General features: G+C 67.6%; 21 protein-coding genes. 12 read left to right on the forward strand and 9 right to left on the reverse strand.

Annotation, left to right across the window (positions count from 1 at the left end; all coding sequences use genetic code 11):
* Positions 1–13: 13 nt before the first annotated feature.
* Complete coding sequence (locus QJS31_RS25800; protein WP_282781522.1) at positions 14–1,231, forward strand: CdaR family transcriptional regulator; 1,218 nt, start codon at positions 14–16, stop codon at positions 1,229–1,231.
* On the opposite strand, the gene QJS31_RS25805 is transcribed toward QJS31_RS25800, so the two are convergent.
* A complete protein-coding gene (locus QJS31_RS25805) occupies positions 1,221–2,237 on the reverse strand; it encodes a MaoC family dehydratase N-terminal domain-containing protein (RefSeq protein WP_306357944.1) in 1,017 nt (338 codons plus the stop codon). The two genes, QJS31_RS25800 and QJS31_RS25805, sit on opposite strands and share 11 nt — an antisense overlap.
* Positions 2,238–2,575: 338 nt before the next feature.
* Between QJS31_RS25805 and QJS31_RS25810 the strand changes: the two genes are divergently transcribed.
* On the forward strand, positions 2,576–3,790 hold the full coding sequence (locus tag QJS31_RS25810) for a triacylglycerol lipase (protein ID WP_306357945.1): 1,215 nt from the start codon (positions 2,576–2,578) through the stop codon (positions 3,788–3,790).
* Positions 3,791–3,853: 63 nt separating this feature from the next.
* Here QJS31_RS25810 and QJS31_RS25815 read toward each other — a convergent pair whose 3' ends face one another.
* A complete protein-coding gene (locus QJS31_RS25815; RefSeq protein ID WP_282786010.1) occupies positions 3,854–4,552 on the reverse strand; it encodes a TetR/AcrR family transcriptional regulator in 699 nt (232 codons plus the stop codon).
* 114 nt (positions 4,553–4,666) lie between these two features.
* On the opposite strand from QJS31_RS25815, the gene QJS31_RS25820 reads away from it, so the two are divergent.
* Positions 4,667–6,055 carry an AarF/ABC1/UbiB kinase family protein gene (locus QJS31_RS25820; RefSeq protein ID WP_306357946.1) on the forward strand — a complete coding sequence of 463 codons (1,389 nt, stop codon included), beginning with the start codon at positions 4,667–4,669 and terminating at the stop codon, positions 6,053–6,055.
* Here QJS31_RS25820 and QJS31_RS25825 read toward each other — a convergent pair.
* Complete coding sequence (locus tag QJS31_RS25825) at positions 6,052–6,540, reverse strand: response regulator transcription factor (RefSeq protein ID WP_306357947.1); 489 nt, start codon at positions 6,538–6,540, stop codon at positions 6,052–6,054. The genes QJS31_RS25820 and QJS31_RS25825 overlap by 4 nt on opposite strands.
* A 252-nt stretch (positions 6,541–6,792) precedes the next feature.
* Here QJS31_RS25825 and QJS31_RS25830 point away from each other — a divergent pair, with 252 nt between their 5' ends.
* Positions 6,793–7,293, forward strand: coding sequence for an acyl-CoA thioesterase (locus tag QJS31_RS25830; protein WP_306357948.1), 501 nt, complete (start codon positions 6,793–6,795; stop codon positions 7,291–7,293).
* A 160-nt stretch (positions 7,294–7,453) separates the two neighbouring features.
* Here the strand turns inward: QJS31_RS25830 and QJS31_RS25835 are convergent, their stop codons facing one another.
* Together QJS31_RS25835 and QJS31_RS25840 are read right to left on the reverse strand one after the other, a co-directional pair.
* Entirely contained in the window at positions 7,454–8,941 is a 1,488-nt protein-coding gene (locus QJS31_RS25835; RefSeq protein ID WP_306357949.1) for a cell wall metabolism sensor histidine kinase WalK, read from the reverse strand.
* Complete coding sequence (locus QJS31_RS25840; protein WP_306357950.1) at positions 8,938–9,651, reverse strand: response regulator transcription factor; 714 nt, start codon at positions 9,649–9,651, stop codon at positions 8,938–8,940. The genes QJS31_RS25835 and QJS31_RS25840 overlap by 4 nt, the downstream gene beginning before the upstream one ends.
* A gap of 180 nt (positions 9,652–9,831) precedes the next feature.
* On the opposite strand from QJS31_RS25840, the gene QJS31_RS25845 reads away from it, so the two are divergent.
* From QJS31_RS25845 to QJS31_RS25870, 6 genes are all read left to right on the forward strand, one after another.
* Complete coding sequence (locus QJS31_RS25845) at positions 9,832–10,383, forward strand: MspA family porin (protein WP_282782717.1); 552 nt, start codon at positions 9,832–9,834, stop codon at positions 10,381–10,383.
* Between the two features lie 40 nt (positions 10,384–10,423).
* On the forward strand, positions 10,424–11,077 hold the full coding sequence (locus tag QJS31_RS25850; RefSeq protein ID WP_282782716.1) for an MspA family porin: 654 nt from the start codon (positions 10,424–10,426) through the stop codon (positions 11,075–11,077).
* Positions 11,078–11,099: 22 nt separating this feature from the next.
* Positions 11,100–11,954, forward strand: coding sequence for a polyphosphate polymerase domain-containing protein (locus tag QJS31_RS25855; RefSeq protein WP_306357951.1), 855 nt, complete (start codon positions 11,100–11,102; stop codon positions 11,952–11,954).
* Complete coding sequence (locus QJS31_RS25860; protein ID WP_282782713.1) at positions 11,951–12,628, forward strand: DUF4956 domain-containing protein; 678 nt, start codon at positions 11,951–11,953, stop codon at positions 12,626–12,628. Before QJS31_RS25855 ends, QJS31_RS25860 begins: the two co-directional genes overlap by 4 nt.
* A 92-nt stretch (positions 12,629–12,720) precedes the next feature.
* Positions 12,721–14,049 carry a CotH kinase family protein gene (locus QJS31_RS25865; RefSeq protein WP_306357952.1) on the forward strand — a complete coding sequence of 443 codons (1,329 nt, stop codon included), beginning with the start codon at positions 12,721–12,723 and terminating at the stop codon, positions 14,047–14,049.
* 46 nt (positions 14,050–14,095) lie between these two features.
* Positions 14,096–14,443: a hypothetical protein gene (locus QJS31_RS25870; protein WP_282782709.1), complete on the forward strand. Its 348-nt coding sequence runs from the start codon at positions 14,096–14,098 to the stop codon at positions 14,441–14,443.
* Between the two features lie 12 nt (positions 14,444–14,455).
* On the opposite strand, the gene QJS31_RS25875 is transcribed toward QJS31_RS25870, so the two are convergent.
* The 4 genes from QJS31_RS25875 to QJS31_RS25890 form a co-directional block, all read right to left on the reverse strand.
* The gene (locus QJS31_RS25875; RefSeq protein WP_039815689.1) at positions 14,456–14,902 is read right to left on the reverse strand and encodes a hypothetical protein; all 447 of its coding nucleotides are present in this window, start codon (positions 14,900–14,902) and stop codon (positions 14,456–14,458) included.
* 176 nt (positions 14,903–15,078) lie between these two features.
* On the reverse strand, positions 15,079–16,086 hold the full coding sequence (locus QJS31_RS25880) for an NADP-dependent oxidoreductase (RefSeq protein ID WP_282782706.1): 1,008 nt from the start codon (positions 16,084–16,086) through the stop codon (positions 15,079–15,081).
* A 44-nt stretch (positions 16,087–16,130) separates the two neighbouring features.
* Positions 16,131–16,679, reverse strand: a complete 549-nt coding sequence (locus tag QJS31_RS25885) for a TetR/AcrR family transcriptional regulator (RefSeq protein WP_306357953.1) — start codon at positions 16,677–16,679, stop codon at positions 16,131–16,133.
* Positions 16,680–16,682: 3 nt separating this feature from the next.
* A complete protein-coding gene (locus QJS31_RS25890) occupies positions 16,683–17,378 on the reverse strand; it encodes a type 1 glutamine amidotransferase domain-containing protein (RefSeq protein ID WP_282782702.1) in 696 nt (231 codons plus the stop codon).
* A 213-nt stretch (positions 17,379–17,591) separates the two neighbouring features.
* Here QJS31_RS25890 and QJS31_RS25895 point away from each other — a divergent pair, with 213 nt between their 5' ends.
* Both QJS31_RS25895 and QJS31_RS25900 read left to right on the forward strand, forming a co-directional pair.
* Positions 17,592–18,092, forward strand: a complete 501-nt coding sequence (locus tag QJS31_RS25895; RefSeq protein ID WP_306357954.1) for a hypothetical protein — start codon at positions 17,592–17,594, stop codon at positions 18,090–18,092.
* Between the two features lie 91 nt (positions 18,093–18,183).
* The gene (locus tag QJS31_RS25900; protein WP_306357955.1) at positions 18,184–18,783 is read left to right on the forward strand and encodes a bifunctional 2-polyprenyl-6-hydroxyphenol methylase/3-demethylubiquinol 3-O-methyltransferase UbiG; all 600 of its coding nucleotides are present in this window, start codon (positions 18,184–18,186) and stop codon (positions 18,781–18,783) included.
* Positions 18,784–18,857: the final 74 nt, after the last annotated feature.

The raw sequence follows: 18,857 nt of genomic DNA on the forward strand, positions 1-18,857 counted from the left end.
AAAGGAGTCGACGATGACATCCCACGAGGCACTCCGGGCGGGACTCACCCTCTCGGGCAAACCCATGTCCTCCCCACTGCAGGACGTGCGCGCCGTGTCCCGGCGGCTGGTCGGACACTTCGTCGACAACGTGATCCCCTGCGGCACCCTGCCCGGCGACATCATCGCCGGGGATGTCACCACGATCACCAGGTTCTGCCTACGGCTGTCGGTCAGCATGCTGGACGGGCAGGACATCCCGGCGAAGACCGACCGGCTGGCCGCCGCGGCGGCGGGCTGGGCGCGCGAAGGCGTGCCGATCGACACGATCCTGCACGCCATCCACGAGGGATTCAAGGTCGGAATGGATCTGGTGCTGTCGAATGCGACGGCCAACGACTACGACAATCTCGTGGGCGGTGCGAAATTGGTGGTGGAGATGCTGGACACCATGAACGCGACGGTCGCCCGTGCCTACGTGCGCGAACATCGGGCGGCCGTCAGCGAACATCACACCGCCGTGCACACCCTGACCTCGGCCCTGCTGGCGGGCTGCCCGACCTCGACCATGGCCCGGGAGTGCGGGATCGCCATCGCGGAAGCGTATTTCGTACTGGCGCTGGATATTCCGATGCATCCGGACGAACGGCACCCGATGCTCGACGGTAAGGTCGTCGCCCGGCGCAAACTCCGGCGGCTACAGACCGAACTCGGCGCCCGCTGCGGTGAGGACGCACTCGCGCTGCTCAGCGTGGACGGCGGCACGATCCTGCTGCCGACGGTGGGCCGCCGCGACGAGCATCTCGACGAACTGCTCGAGCACCTGTCGGCCGCCGCGCGGGTGCCGGTGACCGCGGCCGTGGTCACCGCCGCCGTCGACGATGTGCCTGGTGCGGCCGATCGCGCCCACGAGGTGCTCGACATGGTGCAGCGGCTCCATTGCGTTCCGGGCCTGTACCGATTCACCGATATGGCACTGGAATATCAGCTGACGCGGCCGGGGCCGGGCCGCGAGGCCCTCGGCTCACTGCTGGATCCACTCGATTCGCATCCCGAACTGCTCGACACCCTGCTGAGCCATATCGCCAACAACCTCAATCGCCAGCGCACCGCCCGCGAGTTGCATATCCACACCAATACGGTGGACTATCGACTGCGCCGCATCGGGCAGCTGACCGGATTGGATCCGACGGTGACTTCGGGTCTGTGGCAGTTACGTTCGGCGATCATCGCCCGCTCTTTCACGGAGTGAATTCGATAGTCGTGTGACGGGCCGCCGGGGGCGGAAAGCGCACCTCCGCACTCGCATAGCCGAAGAGCCTGCGGCCCTGCGATATCGCATTGAGCGAGACGGTGGCGGTGCGGCGGCTACGGTCGCAGGCGACGACCCGCCCGCTGAACTCGATATCGACCGCGTCGGCCCGCGGCACCGCCAGATAGTGGACCTGGTTGGCGAATTCGGCGCGGTAGGTGGTCACGGCGGCGGGGTCGCCGGTCCACGAGGTGAGGTACCCGGCGGTGAGCGCCAGCACGAGGATGCCGGGTGCGACGACCACCGGCTGCCCGGCGGAGGCGGCACACTCCGGCATATCGACATCCCCGACGGCGCGCGCGTAGGTGGCCAGATCGCGGCGGGTCAGCGTGGTGCCGGCGGTGGGGAGATCGGTGTCGACGGTCAACCGGTCCAGGTCGACGCGGGTCCGCGGTCGCCGGAGGCGTCGCACGGGGGCGAGGGAGGGTTCCCGGTCCGATCCGGCTCGCGTACGCACCGACGAACGCGGACCTTCGGGCGGTGCGGTGCGGGCGAGCAGGGCGGTCGATCCGGTCTGAACCGGCATTCCGTGCTGGTCGGTGAGCACCCCGTTGATGGTGATCACGTCGAAGTCGTGGAATTGCCGGAACGACTCGAAATAGATGTCGCAGGTGAGTACGTCACCCGCGAGCAGGGGACGGCCGATCTCCAGCGTTTGATCCACGTGCACGATCCGGTCGAGCCGATATCCGGTGATCAGCGTCCGCAGGATCTCACGTCGGGCCTGCTGCCAGATCAGCGCCGCGAAGGACGGCGGCGCCACCACGGCGTCGAAACCCAATCGCGCCGCCGCGGCCTCTCGCCAGTGCGCCGGGTGATACGCCTGAACGGCCCGGGCGAACTCCCGAATCCGAGTGCGCTCCACCCGGAACGGTTCCGCGCAGCGATAGTGATGCCCGACCAGCGCCCTGGCCTGCCCGGCCGCCCTGGCCACGGTGTTCGACATGTTGTCTCCCTTTCGAATCGGGCACGGCTACGGCAGCGGGCCGTAGTGCAGTAGAACGGGTAGGTCGCGCATGGTGACTCCAGAATCACGCGGTGGCCGTGTGGAACTACGGTCGGTCTGTCGATGATTCGGCCGGATGTCACGGCGATGGGTAATTCGACGCCATTCCTGGAGATCTCACCGAGAGACCGAAATCGGATTGGTGAGGTTTGTCAGAGTTCGTTCCGGTCGCGTCGAACGGAATCTTTTCCGGCCTAGCGTGAACGCGGTTTCGGCGCCCGGCATTTCGTCGCCGGTCGCGGAACCGGAATCACCAGCGGGCTACAGGAAGGCGCGAAATGAGACGAAGTACCCGCCGCAGGACGGTCATGGCGGCGGTCATGACCGGAGTCTCGATACTGGCCATCGGATTCGCCGGACCGACCGTGCACGCCGACCCGGAATCCGCCCCGACCGAACAGCAGTTGGCCGACATCATCGGTGCGGGGCTGAAAGATCCAGCCGCGCGGCCGATCGTCGACTCGGGCAGTGCGGGCTCCGGGTCGGCGTGCACCTCGGGCAGCGGCGCGGGGTCGGGCAACGGCTCCGGCGACTGCTACGGCGGTTCCGGATCGAGCTCCGGCTCGGCGGGCGGATACGCCTCCGATACCGTGGGTCACGGCCCGGCCATGACCTCCTGGGTCGCGGCCTTCGGCCACGGCCTGCTCAATCCGGATGTCGCGCCGCCGGGCGCGAACGACTGGAACTGCAAGCCCACCGCCGAGCATCCGCGGCCGGTGCTGCTGGTGCACGGCACCTGGATGAACGCCTACAACGGATTCGCGTACATGGGCCAGCCCATCAAGGACGCCGGATTCTGCACCTTCACCTTGAATTACGGGCGCTCGAATCTCATCGAGGGCGGCGGACTCGGATCGGTGCTGCCCGGCGTCATGGGCACCGGCTACATCCAGGACTCGGCAAAGCAGTTGGCGGCCTTCGTCGATCGGGTGCTGGCGGCCACCGGCGCCGAGCAGGTCGATATCGTGGCGCACTCCCAGGGCGGCTCGATGGCGAACTGGTACACCAAGTTCGAGGGCGGCGCGGCGAAGGTCCACGACCTGATCACCTACGGCGCGACGCATCACGGCACCTCGCTGGTCGGGATCGGCGCGCTCGGACGCGCCATCAACAATCTCGGGATCGATGTGCTCGGCCTCGTCGAGATATTCGTGGGGCACGCCGGAATCCAGCAGACCATCGGCTCGGACTTCGTGAATCGGCTGAACGCCGACGGCGATACCGTTCCCGGCATCGAGTACACCATCGTGGCCACCCGCTACGACGAGATCACCAATCCGTACGATCTGACCTTCCTGCGGCCGGGACCCGGTGCGCGGGTCGACAACATCCTGCTGCAGGACGGCTGCGAACAGGACCTGTCGGATCATCTCACCATGATGTACTCGCCGCGGTCGCTGTCCATCGCGCTGCGGGCGCTCGACCCGGTGCGGTTCCCGGAGCTGGTGTGCGACTTCAACCCCTGGCTGGTGGGCGGCGGCGGATCGCTCTGACGGCCGACTCGAACAGGCCCACCGGGAGCTGACCCCCGGTGGGCGCGTCCCGCGTCGGTGCCGTCAGTTGGCCGCACCGACGCCGTCGACCACGGGAGTCGTTGTGGCCGAGACGGTTCGAGCGGCGCGCTGCTCGGATTCCATCCACGCGCTGATCATGCGCGCGGTCGAGGCGATGGCCTCGCGGCGGGCCTCCCCGTCGACATCCAGCGCCGAGGCCCGCAGTACGCCCGCGAACCCGGTGTTGATCAGTACGAAGGTCATGACGTCGTACCGGTGATCGTCACCCGGGCCGAGCAGTTGGATCAGCAGCACCTTGACCAGCAGGCGCAGCCGCGGTTCGAATTCCGGGAGACCGCTGCTGTAGAACTGCACTCCGGCCACCAGGGCGCGCACCAGTTTCGCATTGGCCACCAGCTCCTCGGTGAACACCTCCAGCAGTTCGGTGATCAATTCCGGCAGCGCGTCGACGAATGTCGAGTTGATCCGTTCGCGCGATATCTCGGAAACCCACTGGGTGAAGCGACGTTCCGAGCTCTCCAGCAGCCGCCCCAGCAACTCGTCCACGATCACGGAGCGATCGGAGAAATACCGGTACAGGGTGCCGATGCTCACCCCGGCCTCGGCGGCGATCCGATTCGTGGAGGTATCGGCGATTCCGCGTTCACCGAACAGGCGTGCGGCGGTGTCGAGAATGTGTTCCCTGGTCGCCTTCGCACGCTCCTGGGTCGGACGACGGCGCTGTCTGACGGCTTTCGTCATCCTCGCGATCTCCTGTCGTGCGGTGAAAGTCGAGCTTTGCTCATCTTAGGGTGTTCCAGATCACTGCGGTGCGGTATGTTGATGCGCCACACGTGGCACAGGGAGGTGCGCGCAATGGCCGGTCGAGTGCCTTCGGGGCGGCTGGAGCGGGGAACTCGACTGGGTCGACTGGCCGCGGGGCAGGCGATGCGCGGCATCGGCACCAGGCTGTCCATGATCGGGCGTCCCGACGAGGCGCGACGAATCCTCGCGGAGCGCTCCACATTACAAGCCGCGCAGCAACTGGTCGCCGTGCTGGGCACCATGAAGGGCGCGGCCATGAAAGTGGGGCAGATGCTGTCGGTGCTCGATCTGGATCTCGTCCCGGAATCCCATCGGGAACTGTTCCGGCACAAACTCGCCGAACTTCAGGACCGGGCGCCGGTGGTCGGATTCGCGCAGATGCGCGCGGTCGTCGAGGACGGTCTCGGACCGCTGTCGCGGGTTTTCGCCGACTTCGACGAGGAGCCGATCGCCGCGGCCTCGATCGGCCAGGTGTATCGGGCGCGGCTGCGCGACGGCCGCACGGTCGCGGTGAAGGTGAAGTATCCCGATGTGGATCGGGCGGTGGCCGCCGATATGCGCAATCTCGGCATGATCAGCGGGCTGCTGCACGCCGTATTGCCCAGCGCGGGTGACGCTTCGGTACTGGACGAGATCAGCCGGAATATCGGCGGGGAACTCGACTACCTGCGGGAGGCGCGCAACCAGCATCGCGTCGCGTCGCGATATCGCGACCACCCGCTCATCACCGTTCCGGACAGCATCGCCGAATACTGCACCCACAACGTGCTCGTCACCGAATTCCTCGACGGAAAGTCCTTCGAGCACATTCGCTCCCTGCCCGCCCGCGACCGGGACCGTATCGGCGAGCTGATCTACCGCTTCTACATCACGTCGCTGTTCTCCGACTACGAGTTCTGCGGTGATCCGCATCCGGGCAATATCCTGCTGCATTCGGACGGTCGGCTCGGATTCGTCGACTTCGGTCTCTACCACCACATGAATCCGGTCGACGTGGAATTCGAGCGCACCGGAATGCGCGCCGCGGCCGAACAGCGCGCCGAGGATCTGTACCGGCACTGGGTCGACCGCGGCATCATCGCCCCGGATGCGGGAGTCAGTGCGCGGGAATGCCTCGACTACGTGTGGGCCGCCGCCGGATGGCATCTGCTCGACGAGGACATCACCATCACCCCGGAGTGCGCCACCGGTGCGGTGGTGTGCGCCATCGACCCCCGAATGTCCGAGTTCCGAGGCATGCGACAGCAATCGCTGCCGCGCGAACACGTGTTCTCCCGCCGCACGGATCTGTGGACCTGTGCCGTGCTCGGACGGCTGGAGGCGACCAGCAATTGGCATCGGCTCGCCCGCGAATGGCTCTACCACGAGCCGCCGCAGACCGAGGTCGGACGGACCATCGCGCGCTGGCACCGCGACCGGACGCGACGGGCCGCTCGTTAACGCTCGGCGAGCGCGCGGCGACGGAACTCCCGCATCAGCACCGGGGTCGCGTGGCCGTCCAGATAGGACTCGCCCGCGGCCACGGCCTTCACCGAGTCGGCGAGCGCCAGGCCGGTGAGATCCTTGACGATATAACCGGCCGCACCCGCACCGACGGCGTCGAGCATGGCGCCCGCGCTGACATCGGAGGTCAGGATGAGGAAGCGGGTGGCGGCATCGGCCGGGACACTGCGGCACAACTCCAGCCCGTCCCCGTCCGGCAGCTGCGGTTCGAGGATCACGACATCGGGTCGCAGCTCGGCGATGAGCAGCCGGCCCTTGGCCAGGGTGGCGGCCTCACCCGCCACCGATACCGCGGGGTCGAGGTCGAGCAGGTCGCGCACCGCACGTCGGACCGCACGCTCCTTGTCGACCAGGAGCACGCGGACCCGTCTCGCGGATGCGGGGCGGGGGCGGCCGGAGCCACAGCGCGACGTCGTGCTCATCCCTCGAGGATCCTCCGGCCGCCGGTGCGGCAACCGGTGAGAAAGCAACCTGCCGCGAGGACTTTCGGCACCGAAATGTCGGGCACGTGATGTCGGCGACCCCGGTTTGTCCCCGTGCCGACCACCGATAGCGGCGCGGCCCGGCGGAATCACAATTCAAGATCGAAATCCGGCGGAGTGGAGGCGGGCGGAGGTAGGCTCGCGATCGCGGTACCGATCGATTCCACCCCCGGATCACGAGGACGGTACGAGATGATCTTCCATACCCGTCGCTGGATCAAACCGCAGGACCTCAACCCCAACGGCTCGCTGTTCGGCGGCACCCTGCTGGCCTGGCTGGACGAGGAAGCGGCCATCTACGCCGCCGGTCAACTGGACAATTCCCGATTGGTGACCAAGTACATCTCCGAGATCGAGTTCATCAATCCGGTGCGGCTCGGCGACGTGATCGAACTCGGCGTGGTGGTGCGCGACTTCGGCCGCACCTCGATCACGCTGGGCTGCGAGGTCCGCAACAAGGTCACCGGACAGCCGGTGCTCACCATCGACAGGATCGTGTTCGTCAATCTCGACGCCGAGGGGCAACCCCTGCCGCACGGTCGGCAGGAGGTCACCGAGACCCGCATGGTGTACCGGCGGCCGCCCCCGGTCGAGGTCGACGCGGCCGCGGCACCCTCGCTCGAGCGGTCGCCGCTGGCGCGTCCGCCGGTCGCCCGCCCGCGCGAGGCGCCGGTGAGCGGCACCCCGCGCTGAGTCGCGGACGCAATCGGTCGGTGCGACGCCGGGGGCGCGTGCGTCCGTCGCCGTGAGCGGCGAATCGGACCACGGCCGCCGACACGGCGAAGGCGGTGCGCGCGGGATCCAGCACGGCACCGCAGTTCGAGGAGCAGCTCCCGACCGAGCGGACCTGTGGTCATCCGCGCCGCTGGGCGGCGGCCGTCGGGACGAGAACACGGAAGACGGTGCCCGCTCCCGGTGCGGTGTACAGCTGGACACCGGCGTCGTGCGCGGACAGGATGGCGGCCACGATCGCCAATCCCAGTCCCGTGCCACCGGTTCCGGACCGCGCGGGATCGGCGCGGTAGAAACGGTCGAAGACGTGGGCGGCCCGTCCGGCGGCGATTCCCGGGCCATCATCGCGGACCTCGACGATCAGCCGGGGGCGGGGTGGCGACGCGGCTCCGGCTTCGGCGACGAGTGGTGCGTCGGGGACGAGCGAGTCGGGCTCGTCGGCGATCACGACGGTCACCCGGGTGTCGGGCGGCGTGTGGGTGAGCGCGTTGCCGACGAGGTTGACCAGGACCCGACGCAGCCGGTGCGCGTCGCCGGTGACGTGCCGGTGGTCCGGCGGCGCGAGCAGCTCCAGGCGCCGTTCGGGGGCACGGGCCCGGGTCGTGCACACGACGTCGTGCGCCAGCGCGGTCAGGTCGACGTCGGTGAGGTCCAGCGGGCGCTCCTCGTCGAACTGCGCGAGCAGCAGCAGATCGTCGACCATCGCACTCATCCGGACGGCCTCGGCTTCGATGCGGCGCATCATGTCCGCGGTCTGCGCCACGTCGGGGGTGCCGTGGCGGTGCAGTTCGGCGAATCCGCGGATGGAGGTGAGCGGTGTGCGCAGTTCATGGGAGGCGTCGGCGACGAAGGCACGCATCCGCTGCTCGGATTCGGTGAGCCGACGCATGGTGGTGTCGAGCCGGGTGAGCATGGTGTTGAAGGTCGTGCCGAGGCGGCCCACCTCGGTGTGCGGGTCGGTGTCCGCGACCCGGCGATCCAGGTCGCCGTCGGCGATGGCCCGAGCGGTGCGTTCGATCCGGGTCAGCGGTCGCAGACCCACGCGCACCGAGACGGCCGCGATGCCCAGCAGCAGCACGAGCAGCGTCGTCCCGGTGACGAGTTCGATGGTGCGCAGCCGGGCCGTGGTGGATTCGGCGGTGCGCAGCGAGAGCGCGACGGCGAGTGTGCCGCCTTCGGTCCGTGCCGGGGTCGGGTCCTGTACGGCCGTCCGGACTCGCCAGCGGGTGTCGGTGCGCTGATCCGCGACGGTGAACGGCGCGTCTCCGCGTTCGCGGACCGAGCGGTCGTCCATGGCCGGCAGCGCCGGCATGGTGGCCGTCGCGTCGGGTGCACCGAGTCGCGCGACCTGGGTGCCGTCCGGCTCGAAGAACACGATCCGGAAGTCGGACGGCACCTGCACGCCGCTGCCCGTGTCGGGCGGCGGATTCGGCCGATCCGGCCCGGCCAGGTCGGCCACCACCAGGGCGAGCTGGGTGTCGATGCGGTCCCGCTGGGCTCGCTCCAGCAGGACGACGGCGATCACCCCGAAAGCCGCCACACCGGTGGCCGCGACCAGGACCACCGCCAGCAGCAGCCGGAAGCGCAGGGTCCAGCGGCGGCCGATCACGAATCGCGTCCGTCGGCACTCCGCAGCGTGTAGCCGACACCGCGCAGCGTGTGGATGAGCGGCGGACCGTGCGCATCGATCTTGCGCCGCAATTGGCTGATGAACGTCTCGACGACCCGGCCGTCCCGGTCGCCGCCACCCCATACCCGATTCAGGATCTGCTGTTTGCCGACCACTCTCCCGGCATTGCTCACCAGATAATGCAGCAGGCTGAATTCCGTTGCGGACAAGGTGATCTCGATGCCACCGCGATGTACCGAGTGGGCGGCCGCATCCACGGTCAGGTCGGCGTAGCGGAGCAGCCGATCCGGTTCGGCGGCAATGCGGGTCCGTCGCAGGACGGCGTGCACCCGCAGCAGCACCTCTTCCAGGCTGAACGGCTTGGTCACATAGTCGTCACCGCCGACGCTGAGCCCGGCGATGCGATCGGCGACCGCGTCGCGCGCGGTCAGGAACAGCACCGGCACCTCGTCGCCCCCCTCGCGCAGTCGCCGGGCGACGGCGTACCCGTCCAGGTCCGGGAGCATGACGTCGAGCACGACCAGATCCGGCCGTCGGGTGCGCGCCGCCGTCAGCGCCGAGTAGCCGTCGGCGGCGGCGTCCACCCGGAACCCGTGCATGCGCAAGGCAGCCGACAGCAGGTCCCGGATATTCGCTTCATCATCGACGACCAGGATCACTGCCCCGGCCGCCGCGCCATTGTCGCTCACTCGGCACAGGATAGGGCCTAGTCAGGACCTGTCCGGCCAGCCCTGGCAATGCTTCCGTACGGCTCACAGGCTTCTCCCAGCTGAACCATGCGTTCACCCGAGGTTCACCCGGTGTGATGACACATTGTGAGAACCTGCCCTGCTCGAAGAAGGACGCGACACACCCGATGCGTCCTCCGTGTGACCGTCACTGCCGCCGCCGTCACGGCCACGGCCTTCGTCGGTACGCCCGCGCATGCCGATACGGTGGTCCATCTTCCCGGAGGGGAGCGCACGGTCGGCGGCTTCCGCTTCGGCAACGCCGACGAGCGCGCCGTGATCTCGCCCGCTCTCAACGCGAACGGCACCGGCCGCACCGCATGGGTGTCGGGCGTGGCGACCGCGACCGCACCCGCGGACAGCGGAGCCGAACTCGAGGTCGGCTACATCGTCGGATGCCAGGTCGACATCACCGGGTTGCAGGGTGACCTCGGCGCGTCGATCGACCTGAGCTCCCCGACGGTGTCGGCGGGTCTGTCGATCCCGTTGCGCGCTGGGGAGGTTCGCTACCGGAAGATCACCGATATCGACCTGCTGGACGGCCGGGCCAGCATCCGCTACCGCGACCAGGGCATCGAGATCACCGAATGCGGCGGATACGCCCAAGCCCGCTCGGTGACCAGTGTGACCACCGCGGACGGCGCGCACCGTTTCTCCGGATTCCTGTACGGACAACCCTTCAGCATCGGTTGAGCGCATGCCGGCCGATTCCACCCTGTTGCGAGGACCTTCGATGACATCTCGACCCCGGCGGCGGGCATGCCGCCACGTCGCGCTCGCGGGCGTGGCCGGCACGATCGGGTGGCTGTCCGCCGCCCCGGCGCACGCCGACCAGTTCGTGGAGCTGCCTCCGGTATCGGTTTCCGAACCGCTGGCCGACGGCACCGTCGTCACCGTGACCGGCGACGACTCCGCCACCCTCTCCCCATCGTTGGGCGCGACGCCGCTGCACCGCAATGTGTGGGTGTCCGGACGAGTCGAGGTGAGCGCCGACGGCGCGATGGATCGCGGCCGCATCGAAGTCGGCTACATCATCGGTTGCCAGGTGGCCCTCGGCGCGGGGGCCGACGCCGATGCCGACGGGCGACTCTCCGATTCCGCCGCGGTCGCCGCGACCGCGGGGGCGGAGGTCACGCTGGGGCCCGGCGACGTGCGGCGTTACCCGATCCTGAGCATCACCCAGAAGAACGAGTACGGCGATACCGAGACCGTCGGCTACTACGCCTTCGACGGCTCCAGCGCCAGCCTCACCTATTCGGACAAGACGTTCGGCATCTCCGGCTGCGCCGGGTACGCCCAAGCCCGGCTCTACGCCAATGTCACCGCCTACCAGGCGGGTTCGAAGTCGAAGATCACCATCTACGGCCAGCCGTTCAGCATCGGCTGACGGCGTCGGAGGAGTACCGACCATGACCCTGTTCTCGCGCGCACCGGACCACCCGGCCGCCGCGGTGACCACGACCGCCAGCGCACTGCACGCCTTCAACCGCTACGAGATCAAATATCTGGCGAACGAACGCGACGTTCCCGCCCTACGGTCCGCCCTGCGCGCCCGCATGCGCACCGACGCCAACAGTCCGCACGGCGGCTACCCGGTGACCAGCCTCTACTACGACACCCGTGACCTGCGCTTCTACTGGGAGAAGATCGAAGGGCTGCGGTTCCGCCGCAAACTGCGCCTGCGCGTGTACGGCGCCCCGGACCGCATTGCCGACGACTCGCAGGCGTTCGTGGAGATCAAGCAGCGGGTCAATCGGGTGACACAGAAGCGGCGCATCCGGCTGTCCTACCGGCACGCACGCGAATTGTGTTCCGGCATGCTGGAAGTCCCGGTCAGCGAGCGCGAGCAGGCGTTCGTGGACGAGGTGACGGAATTGGTCGCGAAGCTGCGGCTGCGGCCCATCGTGACCACCGGCTACACCCGAGAGGCGTTCGTCGGCGCCGATGCCGACCTCGGCCTGCGGGCGACCATCGACCACCGAGTGCACGGCCGCGACCGCGATTTCGACCTCGGGCTGCGCGCGGAGAACCGATTCATCATCCCGCCGCACCTGTGCATCGTCGAGATCAAGGCCAATGAACGCATCCCGTACTGGATCTCGGATCTGACCGCACGGCTGAACATGTCGGTGGTCCGGATCAGCAAGTACTGCCAGAGCGTCGAGGCATACGGACTCGCGCCGCGCTCCCGCTTCCAATCCCTCGACGACATGGCCGAGTTCGCCGATCGTCGTCGCCCCGCAACCCGTGAGGAGATCCGGTGAATCTCGAAATCCAAGACCTCAGCGGCACATTCACGCTCTTCGACATCGTCGTGTCGCTGACGCTGTCGTTCGTACTGTCCGCGACCATCGGTTGGGTCTACAAACGCACCCACCGCAATATCTCCTACAGTCAGTCCTATGTGCAGACGCTGATCGTGGTCGGCATGGTCATCAGCCTGATCATGCTGGTGGTCGGCTCGAATATCGCCCGCGCCTTCGCGCTCGTCGGCGCGCTGTCGGTGATCCGTTTCCGCAACGCCATCAAGGAGACCCGCGATGTCGGGTTCATCTTCCTGGTGATGGCCATCGGCATGACCACCGGCACCCGCTTCTACCTGCTGGCCGTCGCCGCCACCGTCGCCATGAGCCTGGTGCTGCTGCTCATGCACCGGTTCGACTGGTTCCGACTCGACGTGCGACGCCAGGTTATCAAGGTGCAGGTGCCACCGGAACCGGAATACACCGCGGTGGTCGAGGACTATCTGATCAGCGTGTGCCAGGAGTTCGAACTCGTCAGCACCGAGTCGGTGCGCGCGGGGGCGCTCACCGAGCTGTACTACACCGCCCGGCTGAAGCCGAATATCGCACCGGCCCAAGTGATCGATCAGCTCGGCCGCATCAATGCCGGGCAGCGGGTAACCGTCCTCACCGGCTACGACCAGACCGATATCTGATGCCCGCTCATTCGCGTCCGACACACCGGCTGCGGCATCGTCTCCCCAGATCCCTTCGACAGCATTGGAAGATCGCCGCGACGCTGATCGGCGTGGGGCTGACGCTGGCCACGGTCTTCGGCGCCGTCACCATCCGGCCGTACGTGACCGGTGACTACGCGGTGACCAGCACACCGATCACCGATGACATCGACGGCACCGTCGACCTCTTCGACGCCGGGGTCGACCACCGCATCGACGTCGACATCGAGCCCGCCGAATATCAGGACATGATCGAGACTTTCGAGAAGGAGGGCGAAAAGGACTGGGCCACTGCGACGGTCACCATAGACGGTACCGTGATCGACGATGTGGCCGTGCGGCTCAAGGGCAATTCGACGCTCATATCGCTGCGCGGCGAGGTTCCGGACGCGGCGGCCGCCGACGAGGCCCGGGGCGGGGCGGCCGATATCGTGCCGAGCCTCAGCGCCGAGGACCCCACGGGTCTGCCGCTGCTGCTCAGTTTCGACGAGCACGCGTCCGGCCGCGCGTATCAGGGCATGACCGAGCTGTCCATCCGGCCGGGGTCACCCGGCCTCAACGAATCCGTCGCGCTCGAACTCACGGCGGAATCGGGCCAGCCCTCCCAGCGGTACACCTATGCCGTGTACTCGGTCAACGACGCCCCGACCCGGACCAGACTGGTGCTGGAGAACCCGGACGAGCACTACGCGGCGCGGCTGGGCTCCGGGCAAGGGGTGCTCTACAAGGTGCACTCCGGTGCCGAGTTCGCGTATCGCGGTGACGACCAGACGGCCTACGCCGAGGAGTTCACCCAGATCAACGCCGTCGGCACCGTCGATCTGCAACCGGTCATCAGGCTCCTGCACTGGCTCGACCGCGCCGACGACGCCACCTTCACGGCCGAGTTCGGGGATTGGGTGGATATCGAATCGCTGGCCCGCTACAGCGCCACCCAGAACCTGCTCGCCAATTTCGACAATCTCTCCGGACCGGGCACCAACGGCTACCTCTACTGGGACCTGGAGACCAGGAAGTTCTCCGTCATCTCCTGGGACCTCAATCTGGCCCTGATCAACGACTCCACGGCGGGCCCGCACGACACCATCGACCCACCCTTCGGACAGGACACCGCCGCGGCCGCCGACCGACCCGCGCCGCGTACCGGCAACCCCCTGCAGGATCGTTTTCTCGCCGCCGACGCGTTCACCGGCGTGTACGACAGCGCCTACCGTCAGCTCTACGACACGGTGTGGGGAAGTGGCCGCGCGGTCGCGGTCGCCGAGCAGGTGGGTGCGCGGGTTCCGGTTTCGGACCGGCTGTCCCGCAACGATATCGACGCCGCGGTGCGGGTGATCGCGGGTCGGCTCGACCATCGCACCGAATCGCTGCGCACGGCGGTCGCGGCGCTCGGTGAATGAGTGCCGCGGCCACTAGGCTGGCCGTGGATCTCGATCAGGAGGGCGTATGAATCCGAAAGCAGTCGCGCGACAGATGGTCGGCGGGGTCAACGGCGCGGTGGTCGCACTGCTGCGCATGCCGGTGATCGGGTCGGTCATGGCTCGGGGTTTCGCCGAGATCACCTATGTGGGCCGCCGCTCGGGCAAGACCTTCAGCACCCCGGTCAACTACTGGCGCTCGGGTGACGTCCTGAAGATCGGCGTGGCCATGCCGGACAAGAAATCCTGGTGGCGCAACTTCCAGGGCGAGGGCGGCCCCATCACCATGCGCCTGGCCGGGGAGGAACGCGGCGGGCACGCCATCGCGCGCCGCGACGAGCGCGGCCGGGTCACGGTCGAGGTCCGGCTCGACTAGCGTGCCCGTCGGTCACGCCCGCCGGCGTTCCCGGGGTGCGAGGGCCGCCAACAATGCGATGAGCAGGCCGCCGCCGAAGAGGTACAGACCCCAGGTGCCGGAGAGCAGGTCGCGGGCGCTGTCGCGCAGTTGATCGTCGAACCGCTCGTTCAACCGCCAGGTCAGTGTCGCGAGACCGGCCAACCCGGCGAGGATGCCGAGCCAGGCGAGTCCGCGCGACCCGGTCAGCGCGGCCACCAGCACCGCGGCGGCCGAACCGAGCAGCACGATGGCGAGTGAGGACCACAGCGTCGCGTTCTGCTCGGCGAGCTGGTCGAGCGTGACACCCGGCGCGAAGCCCTCGCGCAGATCCTCGAATCGCACGTCACGCGCCTGAACCGACCCGATGAGCGGCCCGACCGCCCCGACGCCCATCGCGATGGCGACCACGAACAACAGCAGATGGACCGAAGTGCGCATAACTCCACGGTATGCCCGAAAAGGTGTTTTCGGGAGCATTGCGGCGGCGGGCACGTCATCCCGTCGGCAGCGGCGCGGGACCCAGGACCTCACCGGCAGCGACGATCGGACCTGCCCGCCCCCGCACACCGCCGACACGTGTCGGGCCGTGTAGGGCGGGCAGCGCAACCGAAGGGTCAGGACAGGCGTACCAGCATCTTGCCCGTATTGGCGCCGCGCATCATGGCGAGGAAGGCGTCTACGGCGTTGTCGATGCCGTCGACCACGGTCTCCTCGGTGGCCAGGGTGCCCTCGGCGAGCCAGGTGGCGGCCTGGGGGATGAAGTCCGGGGCCAGGTGCAGGTGGTCGCTGACGTTCATGCCGCGCAGGGTGATGCGCTTGCCGATGGCGAGGGGGAGATGTTTGGGGCCGGGGCGCAGTTCGGTGTCGTTGTAGACCGAGATCGCGCCGCACAGGGCGATGCGGCCGTAGCGGTTCATGGTGACCAGGGCGGCGTCGAGATGATCGCCGCCGACATTGTCGAAGTAGACGTCGATGCCGTCGGGGGCGGCCTTGCGCAGTTGTTCGACGAGATCACCGGCGCGGTAGTCGATTCCGACGTCGTAGCCGAACTCGTCGGTGAGGCGGCGCACCTTCTCCGGCCCGCCCGCCGAGCCGATCACCTTGCTGGCACCCAGCTTTCGGGCCAGCTGACCGGCGACCGAGCCGACCGCGCCCGCCGCACCCGAGATGAAGACCACATCGCCCTCGCGCACCGGGGCGACCTCCTTCAAACCACCCCACGCGGTGAGCCCGGTGGTACCCAATACGCCCAGATACGCCTGTGCCGGAGCGAGATTCGGGTCGACAACCTGCGCCTGCGCGGCGTCGAGCAGTGCGTACTCTCGCCAGCCCTGGAAGTGCGACACGGTCGCGCCGACCGGGACGTCGTCCGACTCCGAGGCCACCACGGTGCCGACCGCCGAACCGGTCATCGCCTCACCCAGCTCGAACTGCGGGATGTAGGACTCGCCCTCGTTCATCCGGCCACGCATGTAGGGGTCCACGGAGACGAAGTCGTTGCGCACCACGATCTGGCCCGGACCCGGATCGGGCACGGTGGTGGTGACGAGGGAGAAGTCGGCGGGCACCGGCTCGCCGACGGGACGGGCGACGAGATGCCATTCACGGCTGGAAAAAGACATGACAAAGCTCCAAAAGTGTTGGGGGGTGAGAGTGTTCAGGGTGTTCAGGTGGCGAGCAGGCCGGCGAGCAGTGCGGTGACACCGGTATCGAACAGTCGCCGCGCCTGCTGCGGCATCTGCTCGAGTCCGACCACGAGTGCGATACTCAGATCAGCGGCCGCCTCGGGGGGCACCGAGGATGCGGTCCCCGCCTCGGCGAACAGACGCACCAGCAGGGCACGCAGTTCGGCGGTGTAGTCGACACAGATATCGCCGAACAGCCGCGCCTTCTCGTCGATCAGTTCGGTCGCGTGCGGAGAATCCTCGATCAACCGCAGCACCAGGTCGAGTTTGGCCGCGAGCACCCCGCGAATGCGTTGTGCGGCAGGCGCATCCGATTCCGCCGCGGCCTGTGCCCGCGTCAGGGCCCGCGCGTGCAGCCGCTGGGCGAGCTGGCGCACGGCATCGTCCTTGCCGCGCACGTACTGGTAGACCGCCGACCGTGAGACGCCCATGGTGCGGGCGATGTCATCGACGGTGGTGCGCTTGACGCCGTAGCGCCCCAGGCACTCGTAGGTCGCGTCGAGGACCTCGTCGAGGCGGTCGGTGGGCATGATTCAGGCCAACTTCCTCGATAGTTCCTCGGCGACACCGGCGGACGACGCCGGATTCTGTCCGGTGATCAGATTACGATCGACCACCACATGGGGTGCCCAGGGGTCGCCCGCCCGGTAGTCCGTACCGATCTCGATCAGCCGATCCTGTAGCAGCCAGCGCGCCTTGTCTGCGAACCCGGCCTGCGCCTCCTCGGCATTGGCGAATCCGGTCAACGCGTATCCGGCGAAAGCGTTGTCACCCGAGGTCGCGGTGGCGGCCAGCAGCGCGGCGGGCGCGTGACAGACCACGGCCAGCGGCATGCCGGATGTCAGGGCGGCGGTGAGCAGTCGGCCGGAATCGGCGTTCACCGCGAGGTCCTCCATGGGCCCGTGGCCGCCGGGATAGAACACCGCGTCGAACCCCGCCAACTCGACATCCTCGAGCCGGACGGGATTGTTCAACTCGGCGCTGTCCCGGATCACCCCGGCCCGATGATCGGCGACCTCCTGGCCACCATTGGCGTCCGGCGCGAGGCTGCCCCGATCGACCGGCGGCACCACGCCGCCGGGCGTGGCGACCACGATGTCGTGACCGGCGGACTTCAGCGCCTCGAAGGGCACCACGAACTCCTCGGCCCAGAACCCCGTCGGATGCTTGCTGCCATCCGCGAGAGTCCAGTGATCCGACCCGGTCATCACGAAGAGAATCTTGGACATGACGTCCTTTCCACAATCTGACATTCTTTGCAGATTTCGTCAGTAACGACAGGTACGACACTAGACCCGTGCCGAGTATTCCCGCATGGTGACGCTTGCCACGGGATTGCTGGCAAACGATTGGCGAACTAGCATGGCGGATGGGTCGGGGTTGATCCCCTGGAGGCTGTCATGCTCAGGTCTCTCGTTCTCGCAGGTGCAGCGGCCGCACTGATGCTTAGCCCCCTGGCCGTACCCGCCGCCCATGCCGACACCGACTACGGCGGCGGTTGCGTAGTGTTCGCGAACGACCGTGCGGCAACCGTGGATTCGCTACGGTTCCGCTGCAATCCGGAACAACAGGACGCCATCTTCCGCGACGCTCCCCGCGGTGCCGTACCCATGGGCGTCAAGAACGGCTGGGTGGTACGCCCGGTCGACATGCAGTGGTGGACCCCCGCCGTGTGGATCGGCAAGACCTTCTACACCGGCCCCGACGGCGGCTACCTCATGAACCGGATCACCGGCGCGGGCATCGAAGGCTGGCCCGCCAACGTCTACACCGCCCCGGCCATCACCGACGGCCAGCCGACCTGGGCCCTCGACTACGCCCCCTCGCCCACGCCTCAGGTCTACGACGAGATCCGCGAGATAACCCCCGGCGTATGGTTCGGCTACTCCTGGTGGCGCGAAGGCGCCCAGAACTCCCTCATGCTCACCTTCGCCCTGGCCTGAGACGCGAAACCCGACTTCTCCCGGCCGCATTGGGTAGTCGCCGGTGCGGTGTTAGGCTTGCCTAAGTCGTTAGGCGACGGTGGGGAAGCCGATGAAACTCAATGCCATTGAACGAGTTGCCATGAACAACCCGGCGCGAGCCGCGCATCAGCACCATCGGGAAGCCGCGTGGTTCCGGCGGCTGGCCGCTGGTGACCTCGCGGGTCGCAGCGTGCTGGAGGTCGGCTGTGGGCGCGGCGTCGGTGTCGAAGTGCTTCAGGATCGCCTCGGGGCCGAGCGGGTGACTGCCTTCGACTTCGACCCCGCGATGGTCGACCTGGCTCGGGATCGACTGTCCGGGCGGGACAACGTCATCGTCTCCGAGGGTGATGTCTGTGAAATCCGGGAGCCTGCGGCGAGTTTCGATATCGTTGCCGACTTCGGAATCATCCATCACGTGCCCGAATGGCAACTGGGTATCGCCGAGATGGCCCGGGTGCTGCGACCCGGCGGTACCGTTCTTTTCGAGGAGGTGCCGCGCCATATTCTCGATACCTGGGTAATGCGGACATTCACCGTACATCCGCGCGAAAACCGCTTCGAAGCAGAAGAATTCGCTGCCGAACTCGCGCGCAATGGTCTGCACGGCAGAGGTCGAATCGAGCAGCACTTCGGAGGAATGCTGTTTGTGGGCGCCGCGACGAAAATGTGATTTGCCATCTGAAGATTTCGATATCACATGGCTATTGCTGTTCTGCTGCAATGGATTTAGCGGTAGAATTGGTG

Source organism: Nocardia sp. CC213A (genome assembly GCF_030766805.1).
Taxonomy (GTDB): Bacteria; Actinomycetota; Actinomycetes; order Mycobacteriales; family Mycobacteriaceae; genus Nocardia; species Nocardia otitidiscaviarum.

Bases quoted from the DNA above. Each gene is read 5' to 3' on its own strand.
- QJS31_RS25800 (WP_282781522.1), top strand. From the start codon at position 14: ATGACATCCCACGAGGCACTCCGGGCGGGACTCACCCTCTCGGGCAAA.
- QJS31_RS25805 (WP_306357944.1), bottom strand. From the start codon at position 2,237: ATGTCGAACACCGTGGCCAGGGCGGCCGGGCAGGCCAGGGCGCTGGTC.
- QJS31_RS25810 (WP_306357945.1), top strand. From the start codon at position 2,576: ATGAGACGAAGTACCCGCCGCAGGACGGTCATGGCGGCGGTCATGACC.
- QJS31_RS25815 (WP_282786010.1), bottom strand. From the start codon at position 4,552: ATGACGAAAGCCGTCAGACAGCGCCGTCGTCCGACCCAGGAGCGTGCG.
- QJS31_RS25820 (WP_306357946.1), top strand. From the start codon at position 4,667: ATGGCCGGTCGAGTGCCTTCGGGGCGGCTGGAGCGGGGAACTCGACTG.
- QJS31_RS25825 (WP_306357947.1), bottom strand. From the start codon at position 6,540: ATGAGCACGACGTCGCGCTGTGGCTCCGGCCGCCCCCGCCCCGCATCC.
- QJS31_RS25830 (WP_306357948.1), top strand. From the start codon at position 6,793: ATGATCTTCCATACCCGTCGCTGGATCAAACCGCAGGACCTCAACCCC.
- QJS31_RS25850 (WP_282782716.1), top strand. From the start codon at position 10,424: ATGACATCTCGACCCCGGCGGCGGGCATGCCGCCACGTCGCGCTCGCG.
- QJS31_RS25855 (WP_306357951.1), top strand. From the start codon at position 11,100: ATGACCCTGTTCTCGCGCGCACCGGACCACCCGGCCGCCGCGGTGACC.
- QJS31_RS25870 (WP_282782709.1), top strand. From the start codon at position 14,096: ATGAATCCGAAAGCAGTCGCGCGACAGATGGTCGGCGGGGTCAACGGC.
- QJS31_RS25875 (WP_039815689.1), bottom strand. From the start codon at position 14,902: ATGCGCACTTCGGTCCATCTGCTGTTGTTCGTGGTCGCCATCGCGATG.
- QJS31_RS25880 (WP_282782706.1), bottom strand. From the start codon at position 16,086: ATGTCTTTTTCCAGCCGTGAATGGCATCTCGTCGCCCGTCCCGTCGGC.
- QJS31_RS25885 (WP_306357953.1), bottom strand. From the start codon at position 16,679: ATGCCCACCGACCGCCTCGACGAGGTCCTCGACGCGACCTACGAGTGC.
- QJS31_RS25890 (WP_282782702.1), bottom strand. From the start codon at position 17,378: ATGTCCAAGATTCTCTTCGTGATGACCGGGTCGGATCACTGGACTCTC.
- QJS31_RS25895 (WP_306357954.1), top strand. From the start codon at position 17,592: ATGCTTAGCCCCCTGGCCGTACCCGCCGCCCATGCCGACACCGACTAC.
- QJS31_RS25900 (WP_306357955.1), top strand. From the start codon at position 18,184: ATGAAACTCAATGCCATTGAACGAGTTGCCATGAACAACCCGGCGCGA.